Origin of the sequence: Kitasatospora sp. NPDC059327 (assembly GCF_042752535.1) — a bacterium.
GTDB lineage: Bacteria > Actinomycetota > Actinomycetes > Streptomycetales > Streptomycetaceae > Kitasatospora.
In genome coordinates, this window is record NZ_JBHYYB010000031.1 from 72,526 (window position 1) to 85,644 (window position 13,119).

The 13,119-nt window shown below is 74.7% G+C and carries 12 protein-coding genes and 1 pseudogene; 7 read left to right on the forward strand and 6 right to left on the reverse strand.

The window, feature by feature from the left end; translation table 11 throughout:
- Positions 1-258: 258 nt before the first annotated feature.
- Entirely contained in the window at positions 259-717 is a 459-nt protein-coding gene (locus ACFXHB_RS20570; RefSeq protein WP_380576018.1) for an HD domain-containing protein, read from the reverse strand.
- A gap of 143 nt (positions 718-860) precedes the next feature.
- Here ACFXHB_RS20570 and ACFXHB_RS20575 point away from each other — a divergent pair, with 143 nt between their 5' ends.
- The gene (locus ACFXHB_RS20575; RefSeq protein WP_380576019.1) at positions 861-1,787 is read left to right on the forward strand and encodes an AEC family transporter; all 927 of its coding nucleotides are present in this window, start codon (positions 861-863) and stop codon (positions 1,785-1,787) included.
- 138 nt (positions 1,788-1,925) lie between these two features.
- Entirely contained in the window at positions 1,926-2,249 is a 324-nt protein-coding gene (locus tag ACFXHB_RS20580) for a hypothetical protein (RefSeq protein WP_380576020.1), read from the forward strand.
- Positions 2,250-2,325: 76 nt separating this feature from the next.
- On the opposite strand, the gene ACFXHB_RS20585 is transcribed toward ACFXHB_RS20580, so the two are convergent.
- Positions 2,326-2,760: a MarR family winged helix-turn-helix transcriptional regulator gene (locus ACFXHB_RS20585; RefSeq protein ID WP_380576034.1), complete on the reverse strand. Its 435-nt coding sequence runs from the start codon at positions 2,758-2,760 to the stop codon at positions 2,326-2,328.
- Positions 2,761-2,879: 119 nt separating this feature from the next.
- Between ACFXHB_RS20585 and ACFXHB_RS20590 the strand changes: the two genes are divergently transcribed.
- Positions 2,880-3,854 (forward strand): alpha/beta fold hydrolase, encoded by a 975-nt coding sequence (locus ACFXHB_RS20590; protein WP_380576021.1) that lies wholly within the window; start codon positions 2,880-2,882, stop codon positions 3,852-3,854.
- A gap of 85 nt (positions 3,855-3,939) precedes the next feature.
- Here ACFXHB_RS20590 and ACFXHB_RS20595 read toward each other — a convergent pair whose 3' ends face one another.
- Entirely contained in the window at positions 3,940-4,635 is a 696-nt protein-coding gene (locus ACFXHB_RS20595) for a TetR/AcrR family transcriptional regulator (protein ID WP_380576022.1), read from the reverse strand.
- 226 nt (positions 4,636-4,861) lie between these two features.
- Between ACFXHB_RS20595 and ACFXHB_RS20600 the strand changes: the two genes are divergently transcribed.
- Positions 4,862-6,388 carry an MFS transporter gene (locus ACFXHB_RS20600; protein ID WP_380576023.1) on the forward strand — a complete coding sequence of 509 codons (1,527 nt, stop codon included), beginning with the start codon at positions 4,862-4,864 and terminating at the stop codon, positions 6,386-6,388.
- A 244-nt stretch (positions 6,389-6,632) separates the two neighbouring features.
- Here ACFXHB_RS20600 and ACFXHB_RS20605 read toward each other — a convergent pair whose 3' ends face one another.
- A complete protein-coding gene (locus ACFXHB_RS20605) occupies positions 6,633-6,896 on the reverse strand; it encodes a dsRBD fold-containing protein (protein WP_329490920.1) in 264 nt (87 codons plus the stop codon).
- 282 nt (positions 6,897-7,178) lie between these two features.
- Here ACFXHB_RS20605 and ACFXHB_RS20610 point away from each other — a divergent pair.
- The 3 genes and pseudogenes from ACFXHB_RS20610 to ACFXHB_RS20620 form a co-directional block, all read left to right on the forward strand.
- A pseudogene (locus tag ACFXHB_RS20610) lies at positions 7,179-8,036 on the forward strand (DMT family transporter); the annotation flags it as partial.
- 278 nt (positions 8,037-8,314) lie between these two features.
- The gene (locus tag ACFXHB_RS20615) at positions 8,315-8,977 is read left to right on the forward strand and encodes a DUF6629 family protein (RefSeq protein WP_380576024.1); all 663 of its coding nucleotides are present in this window, start codon (positions 8,315-8,317) and stop codon (positions 8,975-8,977) included.
- 512 nt (positions 8,978-9,489) lie between these two features.
- Entirely contained in the window at positions 9,490-10,644 is a 1,155-nt protein-coding gene (locus tag ACFXHB_RS20620; RefSeq protein WP_380576025.1) for an SLC13 family permease, read from the forward strand.
- 220 nt (positions 10,645-10,864) lie between these two features.
- On the opposite strand, the gene ACFXHB_RS20625 is transcribed toward ACFXHB_RS20620, so the two are convergent.
- Positions 10,865-12,337 carry an MFS transporter gene (locus ACFXHB_RS20625; RefSeq protein ID WP_380576026.1) on the reverse strand — a complete coding sequence of 491 codons (1,473 nt, stop codon included), beginning with the start codon at positions 12,335-12,337 and terminating at the stop codon, positions 10,865-10,867.
- Positions 12,334-13,044: an ArsR/SmtB family transcription factor gene (locus tag ACFXHB_RS20630; RefSeq protein WP_380576027.1), complete on the reverse strand. Its 711-nt coding sequence runs from the start codon at positions 13,042-13,044 to the stop codon at positions 12,334-12,336. The genes ACFXHB_RS20625 and ACFXHB_RS20630 overlap by 4 nt, the downstream gene beginning before the upstream one ends.
- Positions 13,045-13,119: the final 75 nt, after the last annotated feature.

A 13,119-nucleotide genomic window follows, 5' to 3' on the forward strand; every position in this document is an offset into this window, starting at 1 on the left:
GATCACCGCCAGGCCGAGCGCCGGTGCGGCCTCGCCCGCCGTCGCACCCTCCGGCGCGGGCGGGGGGGGCGGGCGGACCGGGCCGCCGGGCCCGGGGCCCCGGCCGCCCGCAGCGCCCGCGGCCCCGGCCCCCCCCCCCCGTCTCCGGGCGGGCCGTCGCCCCGACCGGCTGCCGGGGGGCCGGGTTCACCGACCGGCCCGTCCGCCCGTCCGCCCGTCAGCCCGTCAGCCCGTCCGCCGAGCCGACGTCAGTCGCCGTCAGTCGCCGTCCACGCCCTCCAGGCCGAGCAGCGCACGCATCCGGCGGTACTTGACGGCCAGCCGCTCGGCCGTCGGCGCGTCCAGGGTGGCCAGCCGGGCCGGGCTGGAGTTGTGGGCCAGGTCGGCCCGCTTGACCACCAGCGCGCCGGGGGTCGCCAGGATCCTGGCCGCGTACTCCTCCGGGGGCTCGCCGGGACGCTTGGTGAGGGCGTCCACGATCGCCTTGGTCCGGTCGGACAGGGCGGCGGCCGCGAGCCACTCGCGGGTCAGCACATCGTCCTCGATCGCGTCGTGCAACCACCCCGCCGCGATCTGCTCCTCGCTGCCGCCGCGCCGCGCCACACCGTCGGCCACCGCGGCGATGTGCTCGCTGTAGGGGTGGCCGTTCTTGTCGACCTGCCCCTCGTGGGCACGCCGCGCGATCGTCTCCACCTCGGCCAGGCTCAGGTTCTCCACCGGGCCATGGTAGGCCGCGAGCCCGCACGGGACGCCCGGCCGACTCGGCCGCGCGGGCGTCTGGTTGACTGCGGCGGTGCCGGGTGACCCTCGGCCCGCCCCACCCACCGGACACCGCGATCACCCCCGGCACCCGAGGACCCATGCCCAGCCTGCACCCGTTGCTCTCCGGCTTCACCCCGATCTGGGCCCTCATCGGAGTCGGCTACCTCGTCGGCCGCACCGGTCTGCTCGGGCCGCAGGCCGACTCGGTCCTGAGCCGCTTCAGCTTCCATCTGGCGATGCCCGCGGCCCTGTTCCTGATGATCGCCCGCACTCCGCTGAGCCGGTTCGCCAACCCGTCGATGCTGGCCTTCGCCGCCGGCACGGCGCTCGCGGCCGGCCTGGGGCTGCTGGCCGCCCACCGCCTCTTCGGGCGGGGGCTCGCGGCCGGAACGATCGGGGGGATGGCCTCCGGGTACGTCAACTCGGCCAACCTCGGCATCCCGGTGGCGCTGCAGGTGCTCGGCGACGCCTCCTTCGTCGGTCCGGTGGTGCTTTTCCAGACCCTGCTGGTCACACCGATCGTGCTGACCGTGCTGGACACCGGTCGCGCGGGCCGCCGCGCGGCGCTCACCCTGCCGGTGCGCAACCCCATCCTGCTGGCGGTCGCGCTCGGCGCCGTGGTCTCCGCCACCGGCTGGCACCCGCCCGGCGAACTGACCCGCTCCTGTGAACTGCTCGGCGGCGCGGGCGTGCCGGCCGCCCTGGTGGCCCTCGGCATGTCGTTGCACGGCCGCCCGTCCACCGCAGGCACCGCCCGGTACGCCGAGGTCGGGGTGACGGTCGTGCTCAAGACGCTGATACAACCGCTGGCGGCGTTCGCCGTCGGGGCCGGCCTGCTCCACCTGCCACCCCATCAGCTGCTCACCGTCGTGCTGTTCTCCGCCCTCCCGACCGCGCAGAACGTGTTCGTCTACGCCGGCCAGTACGGGCAGGGCACCGCGCTCGCCCGGGACTCGATGCTCTGCTCCACCGTGGTCTCGATGGCGACGCTGTCGCTCGTGAGCTGGGCGTTGGGCCCCGCCTGAGCACGTACCGCCCGTCCGGTACGGTTCGGGACAAACCCACCCGACCTGTACAAGACGCGTGCGACCGGGCCGAAGGCATCGCCTCCCGGACGACACGGTGCAATGCTGGCGAGCATGACTCACGCCAACCGTCCACCCATGGTCAAGCGTCAGTGTCCCGCCGTCGTCACGCTCCCGCAGTCCGATGTGGAGCACTTCAACAACCTGCCGCACGCCGCCTTCATGATGGAGCAGCATCTGCGGTGCGAACTCGTCGCCGGGCACGAGCGCACCCACTGCGCCCTGGTCCAGGGCGTCGGCAGCGATCTGCACTGGGCCTCCTGGCCCGTGTACACGGTCGAGTTGGCGCCGCGCTGCCCGGCCGAGGCCGGGCTGAAGGGACCGGACCACGTCAGGGAACCCGACATCTGCCTGCTCCGCGAGGGTCACCCCGGGGACCACTACGGCGAGACCTGGTTCTGAACTCCCGGCGTGCTCCCCTCCGGGAACGCCCGCGACACCGACAGCGGACGGCGGCCGACACCCGTCCGCGGCCCGGTCACCCCTCCCGGGCCCCGGCCACCACCTCGGTCATGGCCAGCAGGAACCGCCGGGCCGTCGCCAGCTCCGCCGCGTCGAACCGGCCCATGGCGGCCAGCAGATCGGCGATCAGCCCGCCGAAGAAGTCCTGCCCGAGCTCCATCGCCCGCTCCTCGACCACCAGCCGGACCTTGCGACGGTCCCCGGGGTCGCGCTCACGGCGGATCAGGGCGAGCCGCTCCAGGCGGTCGATCAGGCCGGTGGTGCCCGCCGAGTTCAACCGCAACGCCTCGCCGAGACGGCCGGGCGTCACCACCGTCCCGGCGCGGGCGGCGTCCAGCAGGTGGATCAACGCCCGCAGATCGGTCGGGTGCAGGCCGTGGCGGCCGGCGAACTCGGCGCCGAACAGGTCGAGTTCGACGGTCAGCCCGCGCAGCAGATGGATCAGACGCATCGGCTCCTCCGGTTCGTCCACGCTGTGGTCCTTCCTCTCCGGGCGCTGCGGGATTATTCTCTCGCTCAGCGAGATTATTGTTCAGCGAGTAGCTTTGCCACCTCGCGGAGGGCACCACCATGACAGCACGCGCTCCACGCACTCCTCCCACTCCTCGCGGCCCACACGGCCGGCACGGTGCCACGGGCTCGCACGGTGCCCAGGACACCCCCGGCGCCGATCCGGCCGACGAGGCCGACGACGCCCTCGGCGCGTTCCTCGCCGCCTATGACGCCGTACTGGCCCGCTGGCCCGTCCCCGTCGAACCGCTCACCGTCCGGACACCGCACGGCACGACCCGGGTGAACGCCTGCGGCCCCCGCGACGGCCGGCCACTGGTCCTGCTGCACGGCGGCGGCGCCACCTCCACCGGTTGGCTGGCCACCGTCGGGGCACTCACCGCGACCGGACACCGCGTCCTCGCGGTCGACCTGATCGGCGACCCGGGGCGCAGCGTCCTCGACGGCACCCCCCTCGACGGCGTTCCCGGTCTGCTCGGCTGGCTGGACGCCGTACTCGACCGGCTCGACGTGCCCGAGGCCGATTTCTGCGGCCACTCGTACGGCGGATGGATCGCCCTGGAGTACGCCCTGCACGCCCCGTCCCGGGTCGGCCGGCTCGCCCTGCTGGATCCGACCCAGTGCTTCGCCGGCTTCCGCCCCGGCTATCTGCTGCGCGCCCTGCCGCTCTTCCTGCCACCGCGCACGGCCGGCCGGGCCCGGGCCTTCCTGGACCGGGAGAGCGGCGGCAGCGGGCTCGACGCCGGCTGGCGCGAGGTCTTCGCCCTCGGGCACGCCGACTTCCCGGCCTCCCGCGTGGTCACCGGACCGCGCCCGACGCGCGAACGGCCGCGCACGCTCGCCGCACCGGCGCTGGTCCTGCTGGCCGGGCGCGGCCGCGCCCAGGACGCCCGGCGGGTGGCCGCGTCGATCCACGAGTCACTGCCCGACGCCACCGTCGCCGTCCTGCCCGGGGTCTCCCACCACAACCTGCTCACGGCCCGGCCCGCCGAACTGACCGGCCCGCTCACGGCGTTCCTCTCCGGCGGGGCGTGACCGCCAGCGCGCCGTCCGCGCCCCGACCCTGCCCCTGACCCTGACCCGGCGCCACCGCCGGGCCGCTCCCGTCGGCCCGCCCCGGTCAGCCCGCCCCGGTCGGCCCGTCACCCGTCGGCCCGTCACCCGTCAGCCCGTCGATCAGGGCGCGCAGGGCCACCTCCAACTCGGCACAGTGCCTGCCCGGTTCGCCGTAGCCCAGCTCCGCCAGCACCCGGGCCATGGCCGGCAGGCGCTCCGGGTCGACGGCGGCGAACGCGGCGCGACGCTGGTTCGGCTCGCGCGGCGGCCGGACGGGGTGCTCGGAGAGCAACTCCCCGAGGACCAGGTGCCAGCAGGCCCGGAACGCCGGCATCGCACGGGCCGGCGGAAGCCCGGCCGCCGCGAGATCGGCGAGGCACGCATCGGAGAACGCGAACGCGTTCTCCGCGACCAGCTCGCCGCGGATCAGGATGTGCGGCACCCAGGCCTGCCCGGCCATGTAGTCATGGGCCCCGACCAGTCGGCGCAGCAGCCGGTCGGTCGGCCCGGCACCGGGGACGTCCACCGGCAACCCCTCGGCGATCTGCTCCAGGACGGCCAGCAACAGGGCCTCCCGGTCGGCGACGTGCCGGTACAACGACGCCGGCGCGGTGCCGAGTTCGGCGGCGACCGCCCGCATGGTGAGCGCCTCGATCCCGTCGCGCTCGATCACCGTACGCCCGGCCGTGACCACTCCGGCCGTGGTGAGTCCGGGGCGCGGACGGCGGCGCCCGTACCGGCCCCGCTCGGCATCGCCCACGGGACCGCCCGACTCCGGCACGTGGCCCTGCCCCGGCGCACGGCCCGACTCCGGCACGCTACTGCGCTGCGCTCCGCTGTCCTGTTCCGATCCCGGGCTCCGCTCAGACATCCCGCCATCCTGCCACGCGTCGTCGCGGTGCCCCCGCCCCTCCTCACCAGCGCGGTTGCACCCAGCTCGAACTTAGGCTTACCTTACGCGAACAACGTTCGCATCGGAGGTCGCCATGCCCGAAGCCGCCCCACCCGCCCTCGGCACCACCCACGCCCGGCCCCACCCGGATGCCGCCGGCCGCACCCGGTCCGGCGTCGTCCTGGCCACCGTCTGCCTCTGCCAGCTGATGGTCACCCTCGACGCCAGCATCGTGAACATCGCGCTCCCCGCGATGGGCCACGCGCTCGGCTTCGCCGACAGCGCGTTGCCGTGGGTGGTCAACGCCTACGCGCTGGCCTTCGGCGGACTGCTGCTGCTCGGCGGCCGGATCGCCGACCTGGTCGGCCACCGCCGCGCCCTGCTCTCCGGGCTGGTGCTGTTCGGTCTCGCCTCCGTCCTCGGTGGGTTCGCCCAGACGTCCGCCCAGCTGGTCGCCGCCCGCGCCGGACAGGGCGTGGCCGCCGCACTGCTCGCGCCGATCAGCCTGACGCTGATCATGGTGACCTTCACCGAAGGCCCCGCCCGGGCCCGGGCGCTGGGCATCTGGTCGATGGTCACGGCGGGCGGCAGCGCGCTGGGCGTCCTGCTCGGCGGCGTCCTGACCGACCTGCTCGACTGGCGGTGGGTGTTCTTCGTCAACCTGCCGATCGTCCTGGTCGCCGGTCTGCTGGCCGGGCGCTCCGTCCCCGCCGTCCGCCCGCCGCGGGCCGGGCGACCGGACGTGGCCGGCGCCGTCCTGGCCACCGCGGCGATGGTCACGCTGGTCTACGGGCTGATGGAGACCGACCGCCACCCGTGGGGTTCGGCCCGCACGCTCGGCACCCTCGGCGCGGCCCTGCTGCTGGGCGCCGCCTTCCTGGCCTGGGAGGCCCGGTTCGCCACCGCGCCGATCGTGCGGCTCGGCATCCTGCGGGTGCGCACGGTCTGGGTGTCCGGTCTGATCGTCACCCTGCTCGGGGCCGGGATGCTGGTCGGCTTCTACTTCTGCTCGCTGTACCTGCAGAACGTGCTGCACTACGGCCCCCTGGCGGCCGGCGCCGCCTTCCTGCCGTTCTGCGCCGGAACCATGGCGGGCAGCATGGTCGCCGGGCGGCTCGCCGCGCGCTTCGGCGGCCGTGCCGTCCTGACCACCGGTCTGCTGCTGGCCGGCCTCGGGATGCTCTGGTTCGGCGGGCTCGGAGTGGACTCCGGCTACCTGACGGCCTTCGTCGGCCCGTCGCTGGTCACCAGCGTGGGCGTCGGGCTCTGCATGGTCTCCAACACCTCGATGGGCACCTCGGGGGTCGACCCGCGCGAGGCCGGTCTGGTCAGCGGGCTGCTCAACGCCGGCCGCCAGTGCGGCGGCAGCATCGGCCTGGCCGTGCTCTCCACCCTCGCGGTGACCACCACCCGGCACGCGGCCGAGGGCGGCGACACCGCGGCGGCCGCGCTGGCCGCCGGGTACGACCGGGCGTTCGTCGTGACGGCGGTACTGCTGGGTCTGGCGGCCCTGGTCGCCGTGCTGTTCGTCCCGTCGCCGAAGCGCGCGCCCGGCGCTCGCGCTGACGCGGGTGCGGGAGCAGAGGCGCAGGCGAGCCTGGAGTCGGGCGCGCGACGCTGAACGGACGTCGCCGAACGGGCCGGCGGCGTCGGCCGGTTCCGCCGGTTCGCCCGGCCCCGGCACGGGCTGACCGCGGGCCGGGGTCGGGGTCGGGGTCGGGGTCGGGGTCGGGTCGGCGCCGGGGTTGGGGTTGGGTACGCCGCTCACCCGTCCGGCCCACGTCCGGCCGGGCCCACGTCCGGCCGGCTCACCGGCCGACCGCTGCCGGTCGGCCGGTCCCGGCCGGTCCGCGGACGGCGGCGCCTCAGTAGATCAGGTAGCCCGGCCGGTGACCCTCGTCCTCGATCTCCCCGGTCGCCTGCGCCCTCAGCTTGCGGGACAGCGCCTCCAGCGCGCGCGAGGCGGCGACCTCCTCACCGATCCGGGCGAGCGGACGGTCCTCCGCGCTCTTGAGCGACTCCCCGTGGGCGCTGAGGCCCGGCGCCCTGGCGCCGGTCAGCCTCGCGTCGCATCCCGTGTGCACACCGTCTTCCTCGAAGCTCAGCTCCACGTCCCACTGGTTGTGCATGCCACACCTCCTGGCGGCTGCCCCCGTCGCCCTTGCTCAGGCCGGCACGGATGCGGACCCCGTGGCGGCTGCTCACACCAGCGTGCGCCCCCGGCGCCCGCAGCGGCAAGCCCGGCCGGGGCCGGAGCCTCCCGACGGCGGGCCCGACCGGCAGCCTGGGCGGAACGCGTCCCGGCGGTCGCGACAACGCCCCGGCGGTAGGCTGGCGGGAGCGCGCCGCGACCGCCGTCGACGCACGGACCGCCGGCGCGACGCGGGCAGCGACGTTCGGGTGGTCCCTACGTGGTGGTCTTCCTTCTCGCACTGAGCGCCGCCTGCTGCCTGGGCCTCGGATTCGTCCTCCAGCAGCACGCGGCACAGCGTGCCCCGCGTGCCGACCTGCTGCGCTGGCGGCTGTTGCTGGACCTGCTGCGGATGCCCGAATGGCTGCTCGGCACCGGCTTCATGGTCAGTGGCCTGATCCTCTCCGCGCTCGCCCTCAACCAGGGCGAGGTCTCGCTGGTCGAACCGCTGCTCGCCACCAACCTGCTGTTCGCGATGGCCCTCTCCCGCGTGCTGACCCGCCAGAGCCTCGGCCGGTCCGGCTGGGCCGGAGTGCTGCTGCTCGCCCTCGGCGTGACGGCCTTCATCGTGGCCGGCCGGCCCAGCGGGGGCGGCGCACCGGCCGGGGAACTGCGGCACTGGCTGGTGGTCGGCACAGTGGTCGGGCTGACGCTGCTGCTCGTCTCGATGGCCCGCCGGCTACCGCTGTTCGAGGAGGCCACCCTGCTCGCCCTGGCCGCCGGCCTGCTCTACGGCCTCCAGGACGCGCTCACCCGCACCACCACACTGCGCCTCGACCACGACGGGCTGGACGCGGTCCTGCGCAGTTGGCAGCCGTACGCCGTGGTGGCCGCGGGTGTGGTCGGACTGCTGCTGGTGCAGAGCGCGTTCGAGGCCGCCCCACTGCGGATGTCCCTGCCCGCGCTGACGGCGGCCCAGCCGATCACCGGAATCGCCTGCGCGGTGGGCTTCCTCGGCGACCGTCTGCGGGTCACCCCCGGTGCGCTGGCCTGGCAGGCCGCCGGACTGGTGGCCATCGTCGTCGGGGTGGTGGTGATCGGCCGTCACCCCGCCATGCCGGGCAGCGCCCGCGAGACCGTGGCGGGCGCCGACGGACCTCCCGACGGCCGGGGCGACGGCCGGGCCGACGGCCGCGACGACGGCGGTGGCACCGGTAGTGGCACCGGTAGTGGTACGGGCAGTGGTACGGGCAGTGGCAGTGGTACCGGCAGCCGCAGCGGCGGGGCCGACCGGGCCGAGGACGCGGCCGGATCCGACGGATCCGGCAGGGCCGCGGACCGCACCGGTGAGAGCTCGGACGGCTCCGACAGCACCGGCTCCCGGTAGCCGGCACGGCAAGCGAACGGCGGCGGCCCATGTGCTGGAGCGCGCAGGCGGACCTCGTGGTCGGCGGGGTGGTGTCCGGCATCGGCGTCCTCTGCCTGCTCCGGACCCATCGCTCCGGACGCAACGAACGGCTGCCGCTCGCGGCCCTCCCCCTCGTCCTGGGCGCGCACCAACTGATAGAGGCAGCGGTCTGGCTCGGGACCGAGGGCGACCTACCCGCCGGCCCCGCCGGATGGGCCCGCACCGCCTGGGCCCTGATCGCGCTGCCGCTGCTGCCCGTGCTGGTCCCGGTCGGTGTCCGGTGCGCCACCCCCGACCGGGCCCGCCGGCGTCTGCTCCTGGCCCTCGTCCTGCTCGGCCTACTCGTCGCCGTCCCGCTCGCCGCGGCCGTCGCCACCCGCCCGGTGACGGCCACCGTCCACGGCCACACCCTCGGCTACGCCGTCGGCATCCCGCACCCGGCCCTCCTACTGACCGGCTACCTGGTGGCGACCGTCGGCTCGCTGCTGCTCAGCGGTGACCGCCTGCTGCGCCGGCTCGGCCTGCTCACCGGGGCGGGTGCCCTCCTCTGTGCGCTGCTCTGGCGGCTCGCCTTCGTCTCGACCTGGTGTGCGCTGGCCGCCCTGGCCAGCCTGCTGCTGCTGGACTGGGCGGGCCGGCCACCCCGGGACCGGACCCCGGCCGCGGTCTGACTCCCGGTGCCGGACGGCACCGGCGTCGGCTCGCCGTCGGGCGCCAGGAGCAAGGTCGTACGAACCGTGGTCGCGCCGGGCCGGACCCCGCTCGACGGGGACGGCCCACAGCCGCACCGCGCGTCATCGCCGCCGACCGATGTCCGACCCGGCGCGGAGGGTCCCGGAGTCGGAGCACCCGGTCCTCCACCCACCGTCTCCGTCCCGGGAGGCGCCGACCGGACAGGATCCGCCACCAGCGAAGCGCCGGGCCCGGACCAGGTCCCGGTGGCCTCCGAAAGTGGGCCCGAGCAGGCTCGGTGACGCCCACCGGATCGAGGTAGGAGGACGACGATCCGCCCGGGGCCACCCGGGTTCAGGTCACGAGCCCCCCAGGGAACCGGCTGCCGACCCCGCCTTGAAGCCCGACCCGTTGTTCGGCAGCACATTCGACCAACCACCACTCCTGTGCGACCCTGACGTCCGTGTTCGCCTACCCAGCTGCCCTCAGACGACTACATCCCCTCGACTGGGTGGCCGCGGGCCTTCTCCTGTGCGGGCTGTTCTTCCTCGCCACCGGCCTGCTTCCGGCGGAGTCCGCCGGGGCCGCGGTCTCCCGGATCGCACCCCTGCTCGCCTTCCTCGGAACCGTCATCGTGCTAGCCGAACTCACCACCACCGCCGAGGTCTTCGACGTCCTGGCGGCGGGGGTCGCCCGGACCGCCCGGGGCAGCTACTCGGCCCTGTTCCTGCTCTGCGTGGCGCTGGCCTCCGTCACCACGATCACGCTCAACCTGGACACCACCGCCGTCCTGCTCACCCCGGTGATGCTGGCCCTGGCCTCCCGGGTGGGCATCGCCCCGCTCCCGCTGGCCATGACGACGGTCTGGCTGGCCAACACCGCGAGCCTGCTGCTCCCGGTGTCGAACCTGACCAATCTGCTGGCCGCCGAGCGGGTCGCGCTCTCCCCGACCGGACTGGCCCGGGTCATGTGGGCACCCCAACTGGCCGCCGTTCTGACGACCATGGCCTGTCTGTGGTGGTTCTACTGGCGGCGCGGACGGCGCGGCGCGCTCGACTACCGGCCGCCGCCCGCCCACCGCCCGGCGGACCGGGTGCTGTTCAGGATCTGCGCGCTGACCTGCGCCGGCTTCCTGCTGGTGAGCCTGCTGGCCGACCTCCCGCTCTGGGTGGCCTCGGGAGCGGCGGCCCTGGTGGTGGTCACGGCGTTCGCCGTGCGACGGCCGGCGGCCCTACGGGCCTCGCTGATCCCGTGGCGGCTGCTGGTGATGGTGCCGGGGATGTTCCTGGTGGTGCAGACCGTCGACGCGCACGGGCTGCACCGGCTGCTCGCCACGGCCATCGGGACGGACGGCGGGGTGGTCGGCATGTTCCGGGCCTCGGCGGTGGGCGCGGGCCTGTCGAACCTCCTCAACAACCTGCCGGTATACCTGGCCGGCGAGGCCGCCGTCCCGGACGGCAACCACCAGCAGTTGCTCGCCCTGCTGATCGGCACCAACATCGGCCCGTTGGTGACTCCGTGGGCTTCGCTGGCCACCCTGCTCTGGTACGAGCGGTGCCGGTCCGCCGGTCTACGGGTACCGCTGCGGAGCGTCGCCGCGACCAGCGCCGTCCTGGCCGTCGGCGGCGTCGCCCTGGCGACCGCGGCCCTCGCCGTGACGTCGTGATGTCGTGATGTCGTGATGTCGTGACGCCTCAACGGCGGGGCCGGGCGCGACGGGCCGCCCGGGAGGAGCCCGGTCAGAGCCTCGCCGACGCAGGCCCGGTCGTAGCCGCCCACCGGACCACCATCACCCGCCGACCCCGACCAGCCGTAGAGCACGGAGTCGGGCACGACAACCAGCGGGCCGCCCTGCGGACTCCACCCATCAGACCGGCTCGGGCTCCTCATCCCTCACCCCGCGAGGTAGCGACCGGCAGGGACCGACGGTCGGCACCGGCCCTCGACTCGTCGACGCCCGCCGGAGACGGCACCGACACCGCCGGCCGGACCGGTTCGCGCGGATCCGCCGCCGCACCGCGGCCCCGCAGACGGTCCATCTCCCGCCACTCCGGCCGCAGGGCCGCCAGCGACGTGGTCGCGAAGTAGAGGCCGCCGCCCACCAGCAGGACGGGTATCAGACCGGAGAGGGCCACCGCCGCGCCGGCGAGGAGGCCGCCGACGGGGATGCCGGCCCAGGCCAGGGAGTCGCCGAGGGCCCCGACCCGGCCCAGCAGATGGCGCGGCACCCGCTCGAAGGTGACCGCCCCGAGGATCGGGTTGAGGAAGCCGGATCCGAACCCACCCACCACGAAGACCGCGAGCACCACACCGATCGGCGCGTCCAGGGCGAGGACCAGGAACCTCGGCGCTCCGCAGAGCAGGAAGCCCGCGAAGAACACCACCCGGCGCGGGAGCCGGTGGGCGACGGCCGCCGCGATCAGGCTCCCGGCCACCGCCGCGATCCCCCAGGCGCTGCCGGTCAGCCCGATGGCGGCCGGGCCGCCACCGGACTGCTGCGCCCAGAGCGGCACCAGGACCGTCATGAAGCCCGCGTCCAGGAGGTTGGTCACCGCGATCATGACGATCACGGTGAGCAGCAGTGGCTCACCTCGCAGGAAGGTGAAGCCCTCCCGGAACATCTGCCAGTACCCGGCCTGCCGCTCCCCCTCGTCGCCCTTCGCCGAGTTCCCGGACTTCGCGGACTTCCCGGGCTTCCCTGGCTTCCCGGGCTTCGGCGACCCCACGGACGTCGGTGCGAGCGCGGCCCGCCCCATGCCCCTGGGCAGCGCGAACAGCACGACCAGCGCCCCCAGCCCGAAGGAGGCCGCGTTCACCGTCAGCCCGGCCATCGGACCGAGCAACGCGACCAACCCGCCACCCACCGCCGGGCCGATCGTGGAGGCCAGCCGCTCGGTGACGCCCGAGAGCCCGGTGGCGCGCTCCAGCGGAACCCGGGCGTGGTCGGCCGCCTCGGGGACCATCACCTCCTTGGCCAAGTCCCCCGGACCGCGCACGGCACCGACTGTCGCGACCAGCACTAGCAGCAGCCAGAAGGGCAGCAGATCCAGGCCGTGCAGCAGCGGCACCAGCCCCGCCGCAAGGGCGCTCACCGTGTCCGTCGTCCAGGAGACGACGCGCGGGCCCAGCCGGTCGATGACCGGGCCCGTGAGTGCCTTGACCAGCACGTACGGCGCCATTTCGACGAAGGCGACCACGCCCGTCATGGTGGCGCTGCCGGTGGTGACGAGGACGAACCAGGGCAGGGCGATGGCCGAGACCCGGGTACCGGTGAGGGAGACGGCCATCGCGGCCAGCACGCCGACCAGCGCCCGGACGCTGCGCGGGGCGGCGGCGCCCTCGACGACGGTCGCGGTCATGACCGTGCCCCCGGTGCCTCGCGCCCGTCCACCGCGCCGTCCCGCTGATCCGCGCCTTGGTCGGCCCCGTCCCGCTCGGCCCCGTCCCGCTCGGCCTCGTCCTGGTCGGCACCACCCTCCGGCTCGGGCAGAACCTGGACGACCACCGCCACCCGCTCGGCGCCGTCCGGAGCACCCGCCACGTCGGCCTGCCGATAGCGCCCGACGACGGCGGCGAGCTCCTCCGTCAGACCGCGGGCCTCCTCGGGGGTGAGCCGAAGTGCCACGTCACTGAGGTCGAGGGCATGGCGCCAGGCACGCGGCATGGTCTCGTACCCGTTCAAGGCGCGCTGGGCGGTCAGCGTGTGCGCGGCGACGATGGACCGGAGGTACCCGAGAGCCGCCTCCGGGTCCTCGTCCGCCAGCTCCATGTCCGTCCACACGGTGAGCTGGTGGACCGCCCGCCACCACCGCTCACGGGCATTGCCTCGCTCGGTGTCCTCGGCGACGAACCCGGCGCCCGCCAGTTGGCGCAGGTGGTAGCTGGTCGCGCCCGACGTCAGCCCCATCTGTTCGGCGAGCCGCGTCGCGGTGGAAGGTCCGCCCCTGCGCAGCAGCCCGATCAGCTGCACACGGACGGGATGGGCCAGGGCCCGCAGGCCCTTGGCGTCGAGCACGACATCACGCTGCGGGTCGGGACTGTGCGGCCACCGCTCTTCTCCGGTCATGGCAGCAGACTAGAACCGCAAAGACTTCTTCGCAAAGGGTTTTTGCGAAGAAGTCTTTGCGGTGTGGTCGGTCGG

Coding starts and splice junctions, on each gene's coding strand:
- ACFXHB_RS20580 (WP_380576020.1), top strand. CDS start 1,926: ATGGTCAAGCGTCAGTGTCCCGCCGTCGTCACGCTCCCGCAGTCCGAT.
- ACFXHB_RS20605 (WP_329490920.1), bottom strand. CDS start 6,896: ATGCACAACCAGTGGGACGTGGAGCTGAGCTTCGAGGAAGACGGTGTG.
- ACFXHB_RS20590 (WP_380576021.1), top strand. CDS start 2,880: ATGACAGCACGCGCTCCACGCACTCCTCCCACTCCTCGCGGCCCACAC.
- ACFXHB_RS20585 (WP_380576034.1), bottom strand. CDS start 2,760: ATGCGTCTGATCCATCTGCTGCGCGGGCTGACCGTCGAACTCGACCTG.
- ACFXHB_RS20600 (WP_380576023.1), top strand. CDS start 4,862: ATGCCCGAAGCCGCCCCACCCGCCCTCGGCACCACCCACGCCCGGCCC.
- ACFXHB_RS20630 (WP_380576027.1), bottom strand. CDS start 13,044: ATGACCGGAGAAGAGCGGTGGCCGCACAGTCCCGACCCGCAGCGTGAT.
- ACFXHB_RS20615 (WP_380576024.1), top strand. CDS start 8,315: ATGTGCTGGAGCGCGCAGGCGGACCTCGTGGTCGGCGGGGTGGTGTCC.
- ACFXHB_RS20625 (WP_380576026.1), bottom strand. CDS start 12,337: ATGACCGCGACCGTCGTCGAGGGCGCCGCCGCCCCGCGCAGCGTCCGG.
- ACFXHB_RS20575 (WP_380576019.1), top strand. CDS start 861: ATGCCCAGCCTGCACCCGTTGCTCTCCGGCTTCACCCCGATCTGGGCC.